Source organism: Nakamurella flava (genome assembly GCF_005298075.1).
GTDB lineage: Bacteria > Actinomycetota > Actinomycetes > Mycobacteriales > Nakamurellaceae > Nakamurella > Nakamurella flava.
In genome coordinates this window covers 2264924-2285570 of the sequence record NZ_SZZH01000001.1, presented here as the reverse complement: position 1 = coordinate 2285570, position 20647 = coordinate 2264924, and the positions used below count along the sequence as shown (strand labels likewise).

Below are 20647 nucleotides of genomic sequence, written 5' to 3'. Positions count from 1 at the left end.
AGGAAACTACGCCTGACTTACAGGCAGAGTAGTGGCATGAGCACCCCGCACGTCGACCCCGCACGCCCCACGGGGGGTCGCGTCGGTCTGCGCCGTCGGCTCTGGGGAGTGGCCGAGGCCCTGGCCTCGCCGCGTCGGCCCGAGGACTACCTGGACATGTTCCACCCGCTGCGGCGGGGCGCCGACCTGCGGGCCCGGGTCGTGGCCGTGCAACCCGAGGCGGGCGGGGCCGTCACCGTCGTCCTGCGCCCCGGGGCCGGCTGGCGCGGGCACGTCCCCGGCCAGTACGTCCGCGTCGGTCTGGACGTCGACGGCATCCGCCGCTGGCGGTCCTACTCGTTGACCAGTCCGCCGGAGACCGCGGACGGCACCATCTCCATCACCGCGCGCCCGGTGCCGGACGGCATCGTCAGCGCCCACCTGTCCCAGCGTCTGGCCGCCGGCGACCTGGTGCACCTCGACCAGGCCTGCGGCGATTTCGTTCTCCCGGATCCGGTGCCGGAGAAGGTCCTGTTCATCACGGGCGGCAGCGGCATCACCCCGGTCATCGGCATGTTGCGCTCCGGCCTGCAGCGGCTGCGGGACGTCGTCCTCGTCCATTCCGACGCCACCGACACCGACGTCATCTTCGGGCCCGAGCTGCGGGACCTGGCCGCCGGCGGGCGGATCCGGTTGGTCGAGAAGCACACCCGCACCTCGGGCCGCCTGGAGATGGACGAGTTGCGTTCCCTGGTGCCGGATCTCGCCGAGCGGGAGTCCTGGGCCTGCGGCCCGGCCGGTCTGCTCGACGAGATCGAGTCGTACTGGGCCGATCTCGGCTCCGGGCACCGCCTGCGCACCGAGCGCTTCCGGACCACCCTGGTCGCCCCCGGCGACGGCGGCACCATCCAGTTCACCCGCAGTGGCACGACCGTCGAGGCCACCGGCGCGATGACGATCATGGATGCCGGCGAGGCCAACGGCGTGCTGATGCCCTCCGGCTGCCGCATGGGCATCTGCTTCTCCTGCGTCCTGCCGCTCCGCGAAGGCACGGTGCGCGACCTGCGCAACGGGGAGATCACCACCGCCGCCGTCGGCGACGGCGTCCTCGTCCAGACCTGTGTGACCGCCGCCGCGGGCACCTGCCTCATCGACAACTGACCCCGGCGTCGTCCCGGCGCCCGCCCCCTGACACCCAACCCCAAATCCCGACATCACCTCGAGGAGTCGATAGCCCGATGACCGTGCTGCAGCGCAAGGACGTCAACCCGATCGCCCATCTGTCCGACGCGGACATCGAGGAGATCGGCCGCCGGCTGGACGCCATCCGTCAGGAGGTCATCGAGACCCGCGGTGAGCGCGACGCGAAGTACATCCGCCGCGTCATCGACGTGCAGCGCAAGCTCGAGCTCGGCAGCCGGGCCGTGCTGCTGGCCTCGTTCTTCCCGCCGGCGTGGCTGCTGGGCACCGCCGGCCTGTCCGTCGCCAAGATCCTGGACAACATGGAGATCGGGCACAACATCATGCACGGCCAGTGGGACTGGATGCGTGACCCGAAGATCCACTCCAAGACCTGGGAGTGGGACAACGCCTCGCCGTCGGAGCAGTGGAAGCACTCGCACAACGAGCTGCACCACAACTTCACCAACGTCGTCGGCAAGGACAACGACCTGGGCTACGGCATCATGCGGGTCGACGAGGACCAGAAGTGGTACCCGATCTACCTGGCCCAGCCGCTGTGGAACTTCATCAACGCCTGCTTCTTCGAGTACGGCATCGCTGCCTACGATCTCGAGCTCGGCAAGAACCTCAAGTACAAGCGCCGGCGGCAGGATCCGGCGTTCAAGGCCCGCGCGAAGCAGACCCTGCACAAGATCCGCAAGCAGGCCACCAAGGACTACCTGGTGCACCCGCTGCTGTCGGGTCCGTCGTTCCTGCACACCGTGGCCGCGAACTTCACCGCCAACGTGGTCCGCAACCTGTGGACCCACTCGGTCATCATGTGCGGTCACTTCCCCGAGGGCGTCGAGACCTTCGAGAAGCATTCGATCGACGGCGAGACCAAGGGCGAGTGGTACGTCCGGCAGATGCTCGGCTCGGCCAACATCTCGGGCAACAAGGCCATGCACATCATGACCGGCAACCTGTCGTACCAGATCGAGCACCACCTGTTCCCGGACCTGCCGAGCAACCGGTACCACGAGATCGCCCCGAAGATCCAGGCCATCTTCGACGAGTACGGCCTGCGCTACATGACCGGGTCGCTGCCCCGCCAGGTCGGTTCGGCCTGGGGCAAGATCATCCGGCTGTCGCTGCCCAACGAGATGGCCGAGAAGCTGAAGCCCAAGCCGAAGCCGGCCCCCGCCCTGATGCGTCGTCGCAGCCGCCCCGCCGCCGGACTGCGCCAGGCGGTCGCCGCACTCATCGGCTGACGCCGGCCCACGAGCGATCGAGCCGGTCGACCCGGGCGGCTCTTCGCCTTCCCGGGTCCGCGACGGGTCAGTGGAAGCGGTGGTCCACCCGCGTCATGCGGGGACCGAAGCGCGGCTTGGAGAAACCGCTGATCTCGATGAGCCGGACGACCCGCTGGCGCGAACCAGCGTAGGGCTCGAGGATCTCGAGCATCCCGTCGTCATCGACCGGCCGGCCGATCAAGGCCCAGCCCACCAGCCGGGAGAGGTGGAAGTCGCCGACGCTGACGGTGTCCGGGTCGCCGTGGGCTCGCTGCACGGTCTCGGCGGCCGTCCAGATCCCGATCCCCGGCACGGTGCGGAGCAGGCGGATCACCTCGGGTCCGCCGCGTCCGCGGTCGACGGTGCGCTGCAGACCGGCGGCCACCCGGCAGGCGGCCCGCACCGTCTCGGTGCGCTTCAGGTCGACGCCCGCCTTGTGCCACTCCCAGGCCGGGATCGACAGCCAGACCGAGGGCGGCGGGCACACGGTCAGACCGGCGGGCGCCGGGCCGGGGGCCGGGTCGCCGTAGCGGAGCACGAGGTAGCGCCAGGCCCGGAAGGCGTCCAGGCCGACGACCTTCTGTTCGAGGATGGCCGGGATGAGCGCCTCGTGGACGACGGTGGTGCGGCAGATCCGCACCCCCGGCCGGGCCCGGCGGGTGTCGCGGAGCAGCGCGGTGGCGGTGGGCCGGCCGGAACGCAGGTGGATGTCGAGATCGGTCCAGTCGTCGCCCTCGCCCAGCAGCTCCGGAAGCTGCTCGAGGATCCACCGGCGACCGGACCCCCAGGCGGTCGCGACGATCGTGCCGTCCGGGTCACGCGTCAACCGCAGGGTGGCCGGCCCGGCGGGGGTGCCGGTCGCCCGCCACAGCACACCCGGTTCCAACCGGAACGTCGGGTCCCCGGCGCCGCGGCGCAACGGACGCAAGGTCGCCACCGGATCCAACGGCCCGTCCGGCCGCCAGCGGCGGGTCAGACCGCCGGAACCCGGGGCGCCGACCCGCGCCGGGGGAGGGGGCGGGGTGTCGGCTCCCGCCGATCCGGCGGACGCCGGCGCGGGGGTCGATGTCACCCGTCCACTGTGCCTGACGGTGACGGCCCGGTGCCCGACGGGACGGCACCGAGTGGTGCACCTGCAGCCTTCTTCGACTGCACGTGCACCACTCATGTCGGCCGGCCACGATCGGCCGATCGGCCGGGCCGGATCAGCGCCGGACGGTCGCCGGACCCGCGTCCACGATCGGCGCGGCGGTGGAGGCCGCCCCCTCGTCGGCCGGCCGGGGCAACCGCACGACGAAGGTGGTTCGTCCCGGTCGGCTGCGGACCTGCACGCTGCCGCCGTGGGCGCTGGTGACCGCGTCCACGATCGCCAGACCGAGTCCGGTGGACCCGGCCGCGCGGGACCGGGACGAATCACCCCGGACGAAGCGGTTGAAGATCTCGGGCTGCAGGTCGGCCGGGATGCCGGGTCCGCTGTCGGTCACGGTGAGGATCGCCCACGCGCCGTCGACCCGCAGTCCGGTCTCCACCCGGGTGCCGGCGGGGGTGTGCGCGCGGGCGTTGGCCAGCAGGTTCGCCACCACCTGGTGCAGACGGTGGGCGTCACCGACGGCGGTCACCGGCTCCTCGGGCAGGTCGAGCTGCCAGTGGTGGTCCCGACCGGCGACCCGGGCGTCGGACACCGCGTCCAGCACCAGCATGGTCAGGTCCACCTCGTCGCGGGACAGCGGCCGGCCGGAGTCGAGCCGGGCCAGCAGCAGCAGGTCCTCGACGAGGGTCGTCATGCGGGCCGACTCGGACTCGACCCGGCGCAGGGCGTGGGCCGTCACGTCCTCGTCGTCCCCGTCCCGACCCGGCGTGCGCTGTCCCTCCCGGCGGGCCAGTTCGGCGTAGCCGCGGATCGACGCCAGCGGGGTGCGCAGCTCGTGCGAGGCGTCGGCGACGAACTGGCGCACCCGGGTCTCGGACTCCTGGCGGGCGACCAGCGCCCCGGAGACGTGCCCGAGCATCTGGTTCAGGGCGGCACCGACCTGGCCGACCTCGGTCCGCGGGTCGGTGTCCTGCTCCGGGACCCGGACGGCGAGGTCGACGTCCCCGCTGGCCAGCGGCATGGAGCTGACCTGGTGGGCGGTCGCGGCGACCCGGTCGAGCGGCCGCAGGGCGCGGCGCACGATCAGCACCACCACCCCCGCCCCGATGAGCAGGGCCACGCCGGTCACGGCGGCCATGATGACGCCGAGGCGCACGAGCGAGGCGTGGACCGGGTCCAGCGACTGTCCGGCGAGCCGGGTCACCCCGAAGTCGTCGACGTCGGCCCGGACGCGGTAGTCGCCCAGCCCGTCGATGGACACCGTGCGGATGACGCCGTCCGTCGGCACCGCCAGGAGTTCGGTCTGCGCGGTGCTGGTCAGCTCGACGCAGGTGGGGTTCTCGCCGTAGGGGACGGCGCCGCTGTCGTAGATCTCGCTGCCCTCGGCGGTCAGCCAGACGGAGCCGCGTTGCAGCCCCGGACCACGCCCGGGCAGCTGACCCGAGGCGCAGCGACCCCCACCCCACGACGTCCCGGCGTGGTCGTACGGGTTGCCGGGCTTGTCGTCCCACACCTTGAGCTGCTGGTCGACCTGGGCGACGAGGTACCGGGACAGGAAGATCTCGGTGGTCACGCCCAGGACCGCGCAGACGACCACGATCAACGCCAGCATGCTGGCCACCAGGGTGGTCCGCAGCGTGCGGGGCCGACGTGCCCGTCCGCTTCCCGGCGCTGCCGCCGTCTCGTCCGCCGAGTCAGGCCGCGGGCTTGAGGACATAACCGAAGCCTCGCATGGTGTGGATCATCGGATCCCGGCCGGCGTCGATCTTCTTGCGCAGATAGGAGATGTACAGCTCGACGATGTTGGCCTGCCCGCCGAAGTCGTAGTTCCACACCCGGTCGAGGATCTGCGCCTTGGACAGCACCCGCTTCGGGTTGCGCATCAGGAAGCGCAGCAGCTCGAACTCGGTGGCGGTCAGGTTGATGATCTCCCCACCCCGGCGGACCTCGCGGGCGTCCTCGTCGAGGGTGAGGTCGCCGACGACGATCGTCGACGACTCCGTCTCCAGGGCCAGGTGGGACCGGCGCAGCAGGGCCCGCAGGCGCAGCACGAGTTCCTCGATGGAGAACGGTTTGGTGACGTAGTCGTCGCCGCCGGCGGTGAGCCCGGCGATCCGGTCGCTCACGTCGTCGCGGGCGGTCAGGAACAGCACCGGCATCCGCTCGATGTCCGCGCGCAACCGGCGGAGGACCTCGAGACCGTCGATGTCGGGGAGCATGACGTCCAGCACCACGAGGTCGGGCCGGAACTCCCGGGCCGCGGAGACGGCGGCCAGTCCGCTGGCGGCGGTGCGCACTTCCCACCCCTCGTAGCGCAGTGCCATGCCGACCAGCTCGGAGAGGGCCTGCTCGTCGTCGACCACCAGGACCCGGATGGGCCGTCCGTCGGCTGCGGTGATGGCCTGTCGTCCGACGGTGCCGGGACGGGCAGGGGCCGGGGACGACGAGCGGAATCCGGGTGCGCTGGTCATGAGTCCATCCTGAGCGCCGCCTGTGTGCGGGGTCTAGGTCGTGACTGTGCGCCTGCTGTGCGGCCCGCACAGCCCGCCGACGGGTACGGCCGGACGGACGGTGTCGTGACCGCTCCGGTCACGCCCGCCGGGGGGAGCCGACGGAGTCGCGGTGGGCCACCGGCATCGGTATCTGTTCCACCGTCGTCGGCCGGTCCTTGTCGAGCAGCAGCTCGACCGCCCGTCGGCCCATCTCGAAATGCGGGATCCCGACGCTGGTCAGCCCGGGACGCAGCCAGGCCGCGAGGTCGGAATTGTCGAACGCGACGATCGACAGGTCGTCGGGAATGCGCAGCCCGGCGTCCGCGGCGGCCTGGTAGGCACCCATGGCGACCCGGTCGTTGAGGCAGATCAGGGCGGTGGCGGGCGGGGCGTGCGGCTCCCGCAGAAAATCTGTCACGGCCTGATAGGACGGTTCGGGCCACCACAGGCACTCCACCTCGGCGGCCGGGGTCACCCCGGCTTCCTTGAGGACCTCGGTGATCCCGAGCAGCCGTTCGGCCGCCGCGTGGATGTGTGTGGCCTGCTCGCCGACGAGCACGATGCCGTCCCGGTGGCCGTGGTCCAGCAGCAGACGGGCGACGGCCCGGCCGGCCTCGCGCTCGTCCGGGATCACGGCGGCGACGCCGCGCACCCGGGGCAGGCAGTTCAGCAGCACCAGTTGCTGGGCCCGCAGGACCTTGGACACCGACACCTTGCGGGTGTACATGGAGGCGTAGACGAAACCGCCGACTCCTCGATCGAGCATGTTCTGGATGAGGCTCTGCTCGACCTGCGGGTCGCCCTCGGTCTCGCCGACGAAGAGCAGGTGGTCGTGCAGCAGTGCGGTGGCTGTGGCCCCGCGGATGACGTCGCCGGCGAAGGCCTCGCTCGCGATCTCGTCGGACAGCAGCCCGAGGGTCTGGGACTGGTTGGTGCGCAGGCTGCGGGCCAGCAGGCTGGGGCGGTAGTTCAGTTCGCGGGCGGCGCGGCGGACCCGCTCCTCGGCATCGGCCGAGATACGCATGTCCCGCCGTCCGGTCAGCACGAACGAGGCGGTGGTGCGGGAGACCCCGGCCCGCTGGGCGACGTCCAGCAACGTGGTCCGCGCGCCCGGGGCGCGCGGACGTGGCGGCGTCGCCTCGGTCATCCGCTGCACCTCACCAGGCTGCTCCGTCCCGAGGGAATCGTCCGCGGCGGGCCGCGGCGGTCTCGGAAAGTCCGGTCCGGCATCGTCGCGGACCGAGGGCAACTCTACAGAGTGCACAACCGAATCTCGCCCGACCCCGACCGATCCGGGCCGATCCGGGCCGAATCGGACCTGGCGTCAGGCCCTCTCGGGTGGCGGCACGCACAGCACCGGTCGGTGCGACCAGTGCAGCAGTTTGTGCGGGGTGGATCCGAGCATGGCGCCTCGGAGCGGGCTCTCGCCGTAGGTGCCGACGACGATCACCCGGGCGTCGTACTTCTCGGCGGCCTCCAGCAGGGCCTCGGCCGGTTTGTCCTCGGTCAGTTCCACGACGGTGTCGACGCCGGCGGCCCGGGCCTTCTCGGTGGCCGCGGTCAGGGCCGTGTGCCCGATCTCGCTCAGCGCGGCCAGATGGGCGCCGTACTCCTCGCCCATCATGCTGGGCGGGGCGGCTCCGTAGACGACGACCAGCCGGTCGGAGAGCTGACCGGCCAGCGTGATGGCCTGGTCGAGGGCGCGGTCGGCGCCGGGTGATTCGTCGTAGCCCAGGACGATGGTCACGGCGGGGTCCTTTCGAAGTGGGGCGCTCAGGCCCGGCCGGTCAGCGCGGGGTCGACGACGCCCGGCTTCTCGTTCCAGTAGCGACGGTCGTGGACACGCCAGCCGACCATGAAGACGACGCCCACGGCGAAGATGAAGACGCCGATGACCAGCGGGGGGCCGACGCCCAGCCAGGCCTCGCCGGTGGTGGAGTTCTCGGGATCGGCCATGTCGATGATCGACTGGACGAGCAGCCAGAACAGCATGACCGAGCCGAGCACCGGCCCGACCCCGATGAGCAGGAAGTTCTTCACGCTGCGGAGCAGTTCGTGGCGGTAGTACACGGCGCAGGCGACGCCGGTCAGGGCGTAGTAGAAGGCGATGAGCAGCGACAAGGCCGTGACCGAGTCGAGCAGGGCGTTCTGGCTGATGAGGTCGACGACCACGTACCAGACGACGGCGATGAGAGCGACCGCCCAGGTGGAGACGTCAGGGGTCCGGAACCGCGGGTGGATGTGGCCGAGCGATCGGGGCATGGCGTGCCGACGGGCCATCGACAGAGCGGTCCGCGAGGCCGGGATGATCGTCGTCTGCGTCGAGGCGATGGCCGAGGTCGAGACGGCCAGCAGCACCACCCAGGACCAGCCGCCCATGACCTCGTCGGCCAGGGTGCCGAAGATGGCCTCCTCCTCGGAGGCGTTGTCGGCCAGGAACTGCGGTCCGGCGTAGGCGACGACGGCGATGGCCACCACCAGGTAGGTCAGCAGCAGGACGACGGTGGAGACGATCGCCGCGCGTCCCGGGGTGGTGGAGCCGCTCTCGGTCTCCTCGTTGAGGTTGACCGCCGATTCCCAGCCCCAGTAGGCGAACACGCCGAGCAGCAGGGCCGCGGACAGTGCGGCGCCGCCGGCGCCGAACGGGTTCAGCCAGCCCAACTCCGGCGTGGTGGCCTCGAGGCTGCTGGTGCCGTTGGCGGCCCGGACCAGAGCGGTGATCGCGAAGGCGAGCAGCGCGGCGGTCTGGGCGATGATGAGGAAGTTCTGCAGGCGGGCCGACAGCTCGGTGCCGACGACGCAGATCGCCGTCATCACCAGGATGAGCGCCACGGTGAGGATGCGGACGATCGTGGTGTTCTCGGCGATGTCGTCGAGCCCAAAGGCCAGCAGCGTGTAGGTGACCCCGACGTTGGCCAGGGAGCCGACGACCAGCACCCCGGTCATGCCGATGGCCCAGCCGCCGATCCAGCCGAGCCACGGGCCCATCGCCCGGGTCACCCAGGAGAACGTGGTGCCGCAGTCGGAGTCGACCTTGTTGAGGAAGTAGAACGCGGACGCGATCAGCAGCATGGGGACGAACGACGCCAGCAGGGCGCCGGGCGCGTACACCCCGACCAGGGCGACGATCGGGCCGATGATGGCGGCCAGCGAGTAGGCGGGGGAGGTGGCGGCCAGCCCGATGACCATTGACGAGACGAAACCGATGGCCCCTTCCTGCAGGGTGGGCTCGGTACCGGTGGCACCGGGTCGTGGGGGCGGGGGCGAAGCGGTCATGAGACCCCTCTCCGGCTGTGCGAACTGCTCGCGCGCTGTACGGGATGTTCCGGGTCCTGCGACGGGTCGGTCGACCGGCACGTCGCGGGGCCAGTGCGGGGAACGAAAGCTCGTTCGGATGTCCGTCCGGAATTCCCGCCCATACTGTCAAACCCGTCCGGTGATCCTGGCCCGGGGACGGATGTCCGACGAACGAGCTGCGGTCGAGTGGGGGCGGGTCTGATGCGGGTGCTGGTCGTCGGCGCCGGCGGGGTCGGGGGAGCCATCGCGGTGATCGCCGCCCGGCGGCCGTTCCACGAGCTGGTGGTGATGGCCGACTACGACCCCGTGCGGGCCGCGGCGGCGGTGGCGGCCACCGGCGACGACCGGTTCGTCGCCGCCCAGGTCGACGCCACCGACGCCACCGCGGTGGTCGACCTGCTGCGGCGGCACCGCTGCGACGTCCTGGTCAACGCCACGGACCCGCGGTTCGTCATGCCCCTGTTCCGGGCGGCCCTGTCGGCGGGCGTCGATTACCTCGACATGGCCATGTCGTTGTCCCATCCGCATCCGCAGCATCCGTACGCGCAGACGGGGGTCAAACTCGGGGACGAGCAGTTCGCGCTGGCCGGGGAGTGGGAGCGGGCCGGCCGGTTGGCGCTGGTCGGCATGGGCGTGGAGCCGGGCCTGTCCGACGTGTTCGCCCGGTACGCGGCGGACGAGCTGTTCTCCACAATCGACGAGATCGGGGTGCGGGACGGGGGCAACCTCGCGGTGGCCGGCTACGACTTCGCGCCCAGCTTCTCGATCTGGACCACCATCGAGGAGTGCCTGAACCCGCCCGTGGTCTGGGAGCGGGACCGCGGATGGTTCACCACGGAGCCGTTCAGCGAGCCGGAGATCTTCGACTTCCCGGAGGGCATCGGCCCGGTCGAGTGCGTCAACGTCGAGCACGAGGAGGTCTACCTCATGCCGCGGCGGATCGACGTCGGGCGGGTCACCTTCAAGTACGGCCTGGGGGCCGAGTTCATCGCCGTCCTGAAGGCCCTGCACACCGTCGGTCTGGACCGGACCGACCCGGTGACCATGCGCGGGGGGACGGTGTCGCCCCGCGATGTGGTGGCCGCCGTGCTGCCCGATCCGGCCGCGCTGGGGGACCGGATGACCGGTAAGACCTGCGCGGGTACCTGGGTGAAGGGCACGGGCCCGGACGGCCGTCCGCGGGAGGTGTACCTCTACCACGTCGTCGACAACGAGTGGTCGATGCGGGAGTACGGGGCGCAGGCGGTGGTGTGGCAGACCGCGCTCAACCCGGTCGTCGCGCTGGAGCTGCTGGCGTCGGGGGCCTGGCGGGGTGCGGGGGTGCTCGGTCCGGAGGCACTGCCGCCCCGCCCGTTCCTCGACCTGATCACCGAGTACGGGGCGCCCTGGGCGATGCGCGAAGGCTGAAGCGACCAGCCCGGCATACCCTTGTACGTTGAGTAATCTATCCGTCACTATTCGTAGTTCAGGTGTCGGGGACCGCGGGGCAGGGGAGGAACGACCATGGCGCGCAGCGGCGGCGTTCCTACCCGTGGGTTCCCGGCCGACGCGCCCGCTCGCGGGGCGCCACGGACAGCCGTCGGCACCGCGGCGTCGTCCCCGCTGCGCCTGACCGCGGCCGCGGCGGCGATGCTCGCCGTGGTCGTCCTCCTGGTGGTCGCGCTGCTCGCCGCGATCGCACTGGCCGGGGCGGAGTCACGGACGGCCGCGATCACCAGTCACGTCGCCCAGCTCACCGCCTCCGGTCTGGCCACCACCTCGCTGGGCGTGCTGGCCTGGCGTCGCACCTGGCACCGGGTGCGGCGACCGGCGGCCCTGCTGGCGGTGGGCTGTGGACTCTGGTTCGCCGGCCAGCTCTCCTGGTTCGTCAGCGAGACGGTGGGGCCGCCCCTGCCGGACGTGTCGTTCGCCGACGCGCTCTACCTCGGGTTCCCGATCTTCATGGCCACGGCTGTCCTGGTGCCGCTGCGCCGGACCCGGCTGCGTCAGCTCCGGGTCGTCCTGGACGGCGTCATCATCGCGGCGTCCCTCTTCGTCATCAGCTGGGTCCTCGCGCTGACCCACGTGACGAGCGAGGAGAACCGCCCGGACGACGCGCTGGTCCTGATCGTCAGCCTGTGTTACCCGTGCCTGGACATCGTGGCCATCACCATGCTGCTCCTCGGCATCAGTCGCATGCCGGTCAACCGGGTCATCCTGGGCACGCTCGTCGTGGCCATGACGCTCATCGCCACCGGCGACACGCTCTACGCCTACGAGACGGTGGTGTCCTCGTTCCAGGTGGGCACCGCGGTCGACCTCTGCTGGCTCGTCGGGTTCGGGGTCATCGCCGTCTTCGCGTCGATCGCCTGGACGGTGGACATCCGCACCGTGCCGGCCCCGACGTCGGAGACGCCGGAGGAGTGGGAGTCCAGCCAGAGCCGGGTCCTGAGCATGCTGCCCTACCTGCCGGTGATGGCGGCGCTGTGCATCCTCGCGGTCCGCAACGTGGTGGGCTCGTCCGACCCGGTCAGCGAGCTGGTGACCATCGTCGTCCTGGGTCTGGTGCTGCTCCGGCAGTACCTGACGCTGCGGGACAACCGGAACCTCACGGCGGACCTCGCCGCCCGCGAACGCCAGCTCCGCCAGCAGGCGTTCCACGACGTCCTCACGGGCCTGCCGAACCGGGCGTTGTTCACCCAGCGGGTGGTCGAGGCCGTGGAGCGGCATCGCCGGGAACGCCGTCCGCTGGCGCTGCTGTTCATCGATCTGGACGATTTCAAGACCGTCAACGACACCCTCGGTCATCCGGTGGGGGACGAACTGGTCAGTCGGGTCGGGGCCCGGTTGCGTCGCCTGGTCCGCTCCACGGACACCGTGAGCCGGTTCGGTGGCGACGAGTTCGCCGTCCTGGTCGAAGGCGACCACGATTCCCTGGCGATGGCCGACCGGCTGGTCGGCGAGCTCCGCCGGCCGTTCGCCCTCCGCGTGCAACCGCTGGCGATCAGCTGCAGCATCGGGATCGCGCACGTCGCGGCCGACGCCGACACCCCCGGCGTCGACGAACTGTTCTCGCGGGCCGACATCGCCATGTACGCGGCCAAGCGGGCCGGGAAGGGGCAGCGCAGCGCGCACCACCCGGCGATGGTGCTACCCGAGGCCGACGACCTCCATTTCCGTCCGCTGCTCATCGACGACCTGGCTGCGGGACGCATCCACTGCCTGTTCCAGCCCATCGTCGCCCTGGACACCCGGCAACTGGTGTCCCTCGAGGCGCTGGCCCGCTGGCACGTCGACGGCCGCCAGGTCGATCAGGGCTACTTCATCGCACTCGCCGGTCGATCGGGTCTGCTGCCCGCTCTCACCGAGCACATGCTCGACCTGGTCGCAGCCCACCTCGCCGCCTGGAACGAGCAGTTCGACTGCGCCGACCTGAAGGTCAGCCTCAACGTCCCGCCCGGGCTGATGACCGACCTGTCCTTCCCGGCCCGGGTCGTGGCGGTGCTCGACCAGTACGAGGTGGACCCCCGGCAGCTGGCCCTGGAGATCACCGAGGACGCCCTGCTGGGTGATTACCGCACGACCCAGGTCGTCGCGCAACGGTTCCGCGAACTGGGCATCCAGGTGTGGCTGGACGACTTCGGATCGGGCTATTCCTCGCTGCTGAGCCTGCGTCGCATCGCCCTGCACTCGGTGAAGATCGACCTCGAGTTCGTGGCCAACATCCACCGTGACGCCGAGGCCGAGGAGTTCCTCGGAGCCATGCTGCGGATGACGCGGGAGCTGGGGCTGGTCACCACCGCCGAGGGGGTCGAGCTCGCCGAACAGGCCGACATCCTGACCGCGCTGGGGTGTACCTACGCCCAGGGGTTCCTCTTCTCCGAACCCATCCCGGCCCCGGCGGTGGAGGCCATGTTGCGGCGGGGGTACGGGCGCCGACCGCCGACTGTTGCGCCCGTGGTGGCCGCCCGGCCGGCCCTGGAAGCGGAAGTGGTCGAGCGCGAGACGCCGCCGGCGGTGCCGACGGGCGCGGTGGACGACGCCCCGGACAGCTGCGCCGTGGCCCCGGTCGGTCGCTGATCCGCCGGTCCGGGCGTCGCCCAACGGGTGTCGGGTTCGCACCCTCGGAACGCGATATCGTGAGAAAACGTCGCCTGGCGTCGTTCGTCCCTGGCGGGCGGTTCGGCCGTGCGACGCACCTCGCCGCCGGCCGACCCGAAGGACGCTGATCGATCGCGTGACCCGCCTCTTGCCCCGCAGAGAACACTTCAGCACGTCCGATCCGGACCGTGCTCAGGAGGCCCTGCGCGAGTTGTACGGGTCGGAGGCCCGCATGGCGAAGTCGACCGGCGCGGCGGAAGGCCCGGCGGGCATGGCGATCTCGTACGTCGACACCGGCGATTTCGCCCTGGCCCAGGTCGATTTCCGCAACGTCCTCCGGTTCACCAATCGCGGCGCCGACAGCGTCGTCATCGACACCGTTCTCGACGGGTCGATCGAGATGGAGTCCGAGCGGACACCGCAGCGCTACTCCGCCGGGGACGTCTTCGTCGCCACCCAACCCGGTGTGGTGTGGCCGGGCCGGACGGAGGGGGTGCGACTGCACGCGGTCACCCTCAGCGCCGCCCTGCTGCGGGACGTCGCGGGAGACGAGGACGGCGCCGGGGGGCCGGGCGCCGTGCCCTTCGCCGATACTGTCCCGCACCCCGGCGGGCTGGCCCGGTGGCGCAACGCCGCGAGGTTGGTCGACGAGCTGGTCGGTGAACCGGAGGCGGCGAGCCCGCTCGTCGTCGACTCGGCTGGCCGACTCCTGGCCGCCACCGCCCTGTCGCTGTTCCCGCGGTCGTCGGCTGAGCCGAGTCGTCGTGCCGGGGCGGACGCCCACTCGCCGGCGTTGCGCCGGGCGATCACCTTCATCGAGTCCTGCCCGGACGTGCCCCTCACGGTCGGCGACATCGCGCGGGCGGCCTACGTCAGCCCCCGGGCCGTGCAGATCGCCTTCCGGCGACACCTGGACACCACACCCATGAACTACCTGCGCCGGGTCCGACTGGACCGCGCCCACGCCGACCTGCAGGCCGCCCAGCCCGGCGACGGCGCGACCGTCACGGCGATCGCTGCCCGCTGGGGTTTCGGCAGTCCTAGCCGGTTCGCCGCCGACTACCGCCGCGCCTACGGGCGGTCGCCGCAGCAGACGCTGCGCGGGATGCGCTGAGGGGGCTGGGGGCCTGCGGCACACGGTGGTGGTGCCCCCAGCAGGATTCGAACCTGCGACACACGGTTGAGGAACCGGTGTTGTCGTTCGCTGAGTGCGGCAGCGCCGTGAAGATGTGCGCCGTGAAGATGTGCCCCCAGCAGGATTCGAACCTGCGACACACGGTTTACAACTCCGTGCGTTCACTTTCGGTAGCGGCGTGATGACCCGGTCGAGTGGACTCGCCCACCTGAGGGCGGATGCGACTCCTCAGCGTGCCGATGTGCTAGCTGCTCGATGCAAGATCATGGTCCCGCTGACAACGAAGTCGGACCAGGAGGAAAGCATGGAGACCGGCAGATTGCTGGCCCAATGGGCGACATGGATGCGCGCCCAGAATTGCGCTGAGACAACGATTCAGGCGCGGACCGCCCGGATTCGCATTCTCGAAGAATTCGCCGGGGCGCCAGCGGCCGAGCTGACGATCGACGAGATCTACGCCTACACCGCGACGATCGCGCACCCATCCACGAAAGCCACTTACTACGCCCACCTTCGAGCCTGGTATCGATGGCTCGTCCAGGCCGGCCACCGCGACGACGACCCCACCCAACGGGTGAAGGCGCCTCGCAGCCCCCGTCGGCTACCGCACCCGGTCGCCGACGCTCACATGCGCGTCCTGCTCGCCGGCGGCCATTACAGCCGAACCCACGTCATGATCCTGCTGGCCGCTCTCGCCGGGCTTCGCGTCCACGAGATCGCGAAGGTCCGCGGCGAAGACGTCGACCTGGTCGCCAATACCATCAGGGTGACCGGCAAGGGGCACGTCACCACCGTCCTGCCGCTGCACCCCATGCTGGCCACCGCCGCTCTCCGGATGCCCCGCCGCGGCTGGTGGTTCCCGGCCCGCGGCAGCCGCACCGGACACGTTCTCCCTCGGTCCGTTACCGATGTCGTGAGACTGGCCATGCGCAGGGCCGGCGTCCCCGGCAGCGCGCACTCGCTGCGCCACTGGTACGGCACCACGCTCGTGCAGTCCGGGACCGACCTGCGGACGGCGCAGACCCTTCTGCGGCACGCCAACCTGAACACCACGGAGATCTACACGCAGGTCGACGACCGGATGCGACGCGCGGCTGTCCACCGCCTCGACCCCGGCGCCGCGGCCTAGCAGGCGTCGTCGTCGCGGACGTTGACCAGTTCCTGGTTCGTGCCGCTGGTCTGGGTGCCGCTGGCCAGCCGGACGCCGACCTTGCCAGCCGTGTCCCGGCAGTAGATGTCGACCCCTACCGGTCGGCTGCCGGCCCTCTCGTAGACGGCCTGGACGATGTCCTCGGCATCATCGGATTTCCAGCTCTCCACCGATACCTGATAGCTGGTGATGCCCAGCTGCGGGTACGGAGTGCTGCTCTCGACGTGGAATCCCACCTTCCGGTGGTTGCTGCCGAGGTAGATCGCGAAGACCAGCACTGCGGCCGCGACCACGCCCATGATCAGCCATTTCAGGGCGCGGGCCGGAGCGGAGAGGGCGGCATCTGCCTCGGCCCTCTCGCGACGCTTCCGTGCTCGCTGCTCGGACTTGGTCAGCTCGACGTCATCGTCAGCCACTGCGGTACTCCTGTCGCCGGGTGAGTTGGTGTACCGGAGTATGGGCGAGGCGGCGCGGTGCCGGGAACTGTCGCTGTCGGTGGGCGGTGACAGGGTCCGCCCCATGGCGACGATGAGGGTGACCGCGGCCGTACTCCGCTCTGGGCAGTGGGTGCGGGTCGGCCCGGTGGAGTGGCGGAAGGCGCCGTGGGAAGTTCTCGAGCGGCACCCCGATGGGTCGGCGACGGTGGTGGAGCCGGAACGGCCGCCGGCGTTGACCTGGGACGGCGCGCCAATCGCCGAGACACCGCTGCCGCCCGAGTCCCTGGCAGCGCCGGCCCGGAGCGACGACCACGAGATCGTGTACGTGAAGGGTCCCCTGAACCGGCGATACCGGTGCAAAGGGTGCATATGGGAAGGTGCGCTACCAGCGGAGCATCCGTAAGGCGGAGGGGTGGACAGAGGGATGTACGACGAAGACACGCCGTCAGGTGCGAAGGTGCGCTACGTCAGGGAGGGTGAAGAGTGGCTAGTTGTTCGTCGTGACGGTGTAATCGTGGACCGCGCCTCGTCGTTGGATCAGGCGAAGGCGCGGGTCGTCGAGTTCGGACATAGCTACGAGCCTGGCGAGGACAACTTGCAGCCGGGTTGGGTGGCGCAGCCTGGTGATGCGCCGTGGGATGAGCGATTCCCATTTCGGTCATGAGGTCCAGGTCGCCAACCCCCGACTGGGTGGTACAGCAAAGCGGCCCCATCCCATGAGGGGTGGGGCCGCTTCTGTCCCACCGGCTGCTGAAGTTGGGGGTTATCGGCGTGACGAGGTGATCGTCAACGCACCACCCGAGATGACCTGGGTGGCGGGGTCGGTCACGGTCCAGGTGCCACCCTGGGGCGCGGCCGAGGACATGACGGGCGATGCGGTGACCGTGCCACGAGAGGGCACGGTGCGGCCGGCTTCGGACCGAGTAGGAACCTTGCGGTCCGGGGTAGCCCGGGTCCGAACTTCAACGATCGAGCGCACCAGTTCGGACACCGTCTGGTTGTTGGCGTCCGCGATGGATCGCAGCCGTTCCTGCTCCTGGTCGGTAATGCGGAGGGTTAGAACGTTGGTGCGGGTGGGGCGCGACATGGCTTCGAGTCTCCTTCTCCGGACGCGGCCGGGTTGGGCCGGGCGGGACGGTCCTTGATAGGCCTGTATTACATCACCCTCGCGCTGTATACGCGATCGCTCAGATAGGTGGTAGAGTGTCATACGTCAGAACGTCCGATACGTAATACGAACACAAAGGTGAGGTGATGGGCGTGGCCACCACGACCAAGGAGATGGATTTCCGGGCCCGGGCACTTCTGTGCGACACGGTCTCGGTAGCGGACGGCAAGCTGTACGTCCACGGCGGCGGATGGGACCAGTTGGCCCCGCCGAACGGCTACCCGATGGTCGTCGGCCGGATCGGCCTGGCCCTTCTGGTTGAAATCCCGTATGGCAGGACGAATTCAAACCACACCTTGACCGTCGAACTCCGCGACGAAGACGGCGTCGCCCAGCCGTTGCATCCCGGCCCCGGCCCCGACGACCCGCCCGTCAGTGAAGTTAGCGCCGGCTTCAACATCGGCCGCCCGCCCTACCTCGTCCCCGGGGCGACCCAAGCAATCCCGCTAGCCCTGCAATTCGATGGCCTGACCATCCAGCAGCCGGGCAGCTACTACTTCCTGATCAGCATCGATGGTCAGGAAGTCGAACGCGCCACGTTCCGTGCCGGCGGGTTCGTTCCGCCTCAGTAGCTCAGCGCATGGAGCGGTCCCCGCCAGCCGCGGCTGGCGGAGACCCCTCCCATGCACACGGGGACTTCTATACATAGGCGGCACGGGCTGCGGCGTCCCCCGGACCTGTCGCCCAGCTGAGGGATGACGGCGGATCGTCGCATACCGGACACTTCACGAATGGGGACTCGCATCTACTTCACCGGTGGACCGTTGGACACGATTCACATGAACGAGGTCAACAACTACACGCCCGAGGTCATCCGCTTTGCGGGCTGGCACGGAGAGGACGACGACGAACGGGAGTACGTCAACCTGACTTACCGGCTTGTTCCGGGTACCTCGACCTACTCGTTCGATGGCGAGACACCCGGAAGGCCATCTGAAGCCTGAGAAACACCGAAGGGCCCCGCCAGCCGTAGCTGACGGGGGCCAGGGCAGATCGGTAGCCAGCTTCTCCGCCAATGCCCGGAACGCGCCCGGACACCGACGACGCTACAGCGCGGCGCGGACTGCGGCGTCTTTGGATTCGAGGAGTTTGCGCAGGGCGACCGAGCGTTCGGCGTTGCGGGGGATGGTTTCGACCAGGCGCTCGGCCAGGTCGCCGAACGGCTTAGAGACGGCCTGCAGCTTGCTGGGCAGGTGGGCGTACTCGAACCACCGCAGCAGGGGCTCGTGTGGCTCAGGGGTGATGGGGGCCATGGGTGTTCCTTCCAGGTCGGGGTCAGGTGGAGGCTGCGGCGACGTACTCGCCGGGGTTGGGGATCTCGATCTCGGGGTCGCCGACGACCCGGTGGCGCAGGGTGCTGGTCCCCAGCGGCACGGTGATGGCTCCGTCCCGCGGGGGTGCGTCGGGGTGGGCGAGGAGCGCTCGGAACCACTTCGCCCCCGGCCTGGCCGGTGGTTCGTCCGGGACGAACCCGGGGTCTTCCGTGAGCTTCAACCACGGCCCGGCCCCGATCCGGATGTCCGGGGCGGCGTTGGCGGGGAGCCCCCAGAATGGCCACCAGACCAGACGCCGCTCGCCAGCGTTCAGGGTGTGCGTGGTCATGCTTCCCTCCCAGGTCCGACGGTGACGGCGCTGCGCGTGCGGCCAGCACCCATGGTCGGTGCACGGGTGACGGCTCGGCCGACGGCGACGCCGGGCCGGGTATAGCCGGCGCCGACGGTGACGGTGAACGGCTTCTCGACGATCGCCTGGCCGACGCCGCTGGCGATGATGACGACCAGGGCGTAGCCGCCGCCGGCGGCGATCTTGCGGCCACTCCCGGCGGCGGCGACCGGGACGGCGGCGATCCCGCCGGCGGCCACACGTTTCGTCCCCACGCCGGCCGCCATGACGGTTACTACCGCGGTCCCGGACCCGGCGATGCGCTTCTGCCCGGCCCCGGTGGCGGAAAGGGCGATGGTGCCGTAGCCGCCGGCGGCGGCCCGCTTCTGACCGGCTCCGAACGCGGCGATGGGCACGGCGGCCACCGCACCGCCTGCGGCCCGTTTTCGGCCGGCGCCGGTGGCGGTGAGCTGCACGACGGCGGTCCCGGCGGCCGCGGCCACCTTGCGGCCCGCCCCGGCCGCGGCGACCGGGACCAACGCGATCCCCGAGCCAGCGGCAAGCTTCCGGCCGACACCGGCCGCAGTCACCGTGAGTACCGCGGCGCCTTGGCCGACGGCGACCTTCCCGCCGGCCCCGGTCGCGGCCAGCTGGACCGACGCCGACCCGGACACCGCCCGCAGGAACGGGCCCATCGGATCGGCCGAGACGTCATGAGCCCCAGCCGAGTCCAGGAACATCTCCAGCGACGGGCCGCTGGTCAGCTTCCCGGCCCGCCACTCGGTGAGGTTCCCGGTCCCGGTGTTGACCGCCGCCGAGGTGTACGACTCGATCGGGATCCGGCTGTCTCCGGCGTAGACCGCGGCGGTGATGACCCCGTCGAACGGCGCCGAGGTGGCTACGCCCTTGGTCACCTGGATCTCGGCGCGGTAGTCCGAAAGGTAGGCCAGGGCGCCGAAGGTGTAGAGGACCCCACCGAGCGCGTTCTTCACCTGAAGCTGACGCGAGGAACTCAGCCCGAGCGCCCCCGCCTGGCCAGAGCCGTTACGGACCTGCACGATGTCCTGCGCGGCCGACGACGAGGCGAGCCGCGCGTAGATCCGGGCGGACAGGCTGGCCCCGTTGTAGCCGGTGGACCGCAGGATGAACTGCGAGGACGCCTGCCCGGTGATGTGCAGCGACACGGAGCCATGCATGGCCCACGCCGAGTCATACACCGCGGTGACCGTCCCGGACGTGGTGAGCGCGTTCCAGGCATCGCCGGAGCCGCCGCCCGAGTTGGCCACCGACCAGGACGTCCCCGAGGGTTGCCCCTCGAAGGTGTTCGTCTTCGAGGTCACGGCACCTGGAAACCGGACGAGGCCGCGGTCACCTGGTAGACCCCGGCGCCGTTGAAGGTCTCCCGGCCCGGGGTCTCCCCGGCGGCGTAGTTCCAGCCGCCCCGGTCGGTGCCTCCGGTGGCGGCGTCGTAGGCGCGGACCCCGCCGACCGTCGCGCCGGCCGGGACGGGGATGTTCAGGTCGGCCGACGGCCGCACGGTGTAGGTGCCGTCGATGACCGCCGTGTTGGCCACTCGGGAACCGATCGCGGCACCGGCGGTGTCGACGACGCCCCAGTGGGTGATCAGCGAGGTCAGTCCGGCCGCCGCGGCCGCGCGGGTGCCGTTGGTGATGACAGAGCTGGGCATGAGCAGTCCTATCCGTTGTGCGATGGGGTGGGAACAAGATCAACATGCGGCGGGGGAAGCGGACCCTTACCGTCCCC

General features: G+C 70.6%; 21 protein-coding genes. 9 read left to right on the top strand and 12 right to left on the bottom strand.

All coding sequences use genetic code 11. From position 1 onward, the window contains the following. Nucleotides 1-36 precede the first annotated feature (36 nt). Together FDO65_RS10320 and FDO65_RS10315 are read left to right on the top strand one after the other, a co-directional pair. On the top strand, nt 37-1140 hold the full coding sequence (locus FDO65_RS10320) for a ferredoxin reductase (protein ID WP_137449211.1): 1104 nt from the start codon (nt 37-39) through the stop codon (nt 1138-1140). A gap of 77 nt (nt 1141-1217) precedes the next feature. After that, entirely contained in the window at nt 1218-2411 is a 1194-nt protein-coding gene (locus FDO65_RS10315; protein ID WP_137449210.1) for a fatty acid desaturase family protein, read from the top strand. A 67-nt stretch (nt 2412-2478) separates the two neighbouring features. Here FDO65_RS10315 and FDO65_RS10310 read toward each other — a convergent pair whose 3' ends face one another. From FDO65_RS10310 to FDO65_RS10285, 6 genes are all read right to left on the bottom strand, one after another. Then, on the bottom strand, nt 2479-3504 hold the full coding sequence (locus FDO65_RS10310; RefSeq protein WP_240757523.1) for a DNA-3-methyladenine glycosylase family protein: 1026 nt from the start codon (nt 3502-3504) through the stop codon (nt 2479-2481). Between the two features lie 133 nt (nt 3505-3637). Further along, complete coding sequence (locus FDO65_RS10305) at nt 3638-5134, bottom strand: sensor histidine kinase (protein WP_240757559.1); 1497 nt, start codon at nt 5132-5134, stop codon at nt 3638-3640. 82 nt (nt 5135-5216) lie between these two features. Next, the gene (locus FDO65_RS10300; RefSeq protein ID WP_276606843.1) at nt 5217-5993 is read right to left on the bottom strand and encodes a response regulator transcription factor; all 777 of its coding nucleotides are present in this window, start codon (nt 5991-5993) and stop codon (nt 5217-5219) included. A 118-nt stretch (nt 5994-6111) separates the two neighbouring features. Further along, nucleotides 6112-7161: a LacI family DNA-binding transcriptional regulator gene (locus FDO65_RS10295; RefSeq protein WP_137449209.1), complete on the bottom strand. Its 1050-nt coding sequence runs from the start codon at nt 7159-7161 to the stop codon at nt 6112-6114. Between the two features lie 177 nt (nt 7162-7338). After that, entirely contained in the window at nt 7339-7761 is a 423-nt protein-coding gene (locus tag FDO65_RS10290; protein WP_137449208.1) for a universal stress protein, read from the bottom strand. A 26-nt stretch (nt 7762-7787) separates the two neighbouring features. Next, a complete protein-coding gene (locus FDO65_RS10285) occupies nt 7788-9290 on the bottom strand; it encodes an APC family permease (RefSeq protein ID WP_137449207.1) in 1503 nt (500 codons plus the stop codon). A gap of 222 nt (nt 9291-9512) precedes the next feature. Here FDO65_RS10285 and FDO65_RS10280 point away from each other — a divergent pair, with 222 nt between their 5' ends. From FDO65_RS10280 to FDO65_RS10265, 4 genes are all read left to right on the top strand, one after another. Continuing rightward, complete coding sequence (locus FDO65_RS10280; RefSeq protein ID WP_137449716.1) at nt 9513-10718, top strand: saccharopine dehydrogenase family protein; 1206 nt, start codon at nt 9513-9515, stop codon at nt 10716-10718. Nucleotides 10719-10814: 96 nt separating this feature from the next. After that, nucleotides 10815-13370: a putative bifunctional diguanylate cyclase/phosphodiesterase gene (locus FDO65_RS10275; RefSeq protein ID WP_137449206.1), complete on the top strand. Its 2556-nt coding sequence runs from the start codon at nt 10815-10817 to the stop codon at nt 13368-13370. Nucleotides 13371-13527: 157 nt separating this feature from the next. Further along, complete coding sequence (locus FDO65_RS10270; RefSeq protein ID WP_137449205.1) at nt 13528-14505, top strand: helix-turn-helix transcriptional regulator; 978 nt, start codon at nt 13528-13530, stop codon at nt 14503-14505. Nucleotides 14506-14707: 202 nt separating this feature from the next. Next, on the top strand, nt 14708-15655 hold the full coding sequence (locus FDO65_RS10265) for a tyrosine-type recombinase/integrase (RefSeq protein ID WP_240757558.1): 948 nt from the start codon (nt 14708-14710) through the stop codon (nt 15653-15655). On the opposite strand, the gene FDO65_RS10260 is transcribed toward FDO65_RS10265, so the two are convergent. Then, a complete protein-coding gene (locus FDO65_RS10260; RefSeq protein WP_137449203.1) occupies nt 15652-16092 on the bottom strand; it encodes a hypothetical protein in 441 nt (146 codons plus the stop codon). The genes FDO65_RS10265 and FDO65_RS10260 overlap by 4 nt on opposite strands. Nucleotides 16093-16537: 445 nt before the next feature. On the opposite strand from FDO65_RS10260, the gene FDO65_RS10255 reads away from it, so the two are divergent. Next, a complete protein-coding gene (locus tag FDO65_RS10255; RefSeq protein WP_137449202.1) occupies nt 16538-16777 on the top strand; it encodes a hypothetical protein in 240 nt (79 codons plus the stop codon). A 99-nt stretch (nt 16778-16876) separates the two neighbouring features. On the opposite strand, the gene FDO65_RS10250 is transcribed toward FDO65_RS10255, so the two are convergent. Next, nucleotides 16877-17200, bottom strand: a complete 324-nt coding sequence (locus FDO65_RS10250) for a hypothetical protein (RefSeq protein ID WP_137449201.1) — start codon at nt 17198-17200, stop codon at nt 16877-16879. A 173-nt stretch (nt 17201-17373) separates the two neighbouring features. Between FDO65_RS10250 and FDO65_RS10245 the strand changes: the two genes are divergently transcribed. Together FDO65_RS10245 and FDO65_RS10240 are read left to right on the top strand one after the other, a co-directional pair. Further along, the gene (locus tag FDO65_RS10245) at nt 17374-17853 is read left to right on the top strand and encodes a DUF6941 family protein (RefSeq protein ID WP_137449200.1); all 480 of its coding nucleotides are present in this window, start codon (nt 17374-17376) and stop codon (nt 17851-17853) included. A 159-nt stretch (nt 17854-18012) separates the two neighbouring features. Further along, nucleotides 18013-18225 (top strand): hypothetical protein, encoded by a 213-nt coding sequence (locus FDO65_RS10240; protein ID WP_137449199.1) that lies wholly within the window; start codon nt 18013-18015, stop codon nt 18223-18225. Nucleotides 18226-18327: 102 nt separating this feature from the next. Here FDO65_RS10240 and FDO65_RS10235 read toward each other — a convergent pair whose 3' ends face one another. The 4 genes from FDO65_RS10235 to FDO65_RS10220 are packed head-to-tail and all read right to left on the bottom strand — an operon-like array spanning nt 18328 to nt 20570. Next, entirely contained in the window at nt 18328-18534 is a 207-nt protein-coding gene (locus FDO65_RS10235) for a hypothetical protein (RefSeq protein ID WP_137449198.1), read from the bottom strand. Between the two features lie 22 nt (nt 18535-18556). Next, nucleotides 18557-18883: a hypothetical protein gene (locus FDO65_RS10230; protein WP_137449197.1), complete on the bottom strand. Its 327-nt coding sequence runs from the start codon at nt 18881-18883 to the stop codon at nt 18557-18559. After that, nucleotides 18880-20223, bottom strand: a complete 1344-nt coding sequence (locus FDO65_RS10225; RefSeq protein WP_137449196.1) for a hypothetical protein — start codon at nt 20221-20223, stop codon at nt 18880-18882. Before FDO65_RS10225 ends, FDO65_RS10230 begins: the two co-directional genes overlap by 4 nt. Then, a complete protein-coding gene (locus FDO65_RS10220; protein WP_137449195.1) occupies nt 20220-20570 on the bottom strand; it encodes a hypothetical protein in 351 nt (116 codons plus the stop codon). Before FDO65_RS10220 ends, FDO65_RS10225 begins: the two co-directional genes overlap by 4 nt. Nucleotides 20571-20647 lie beyond the last annotated feature (77 nt).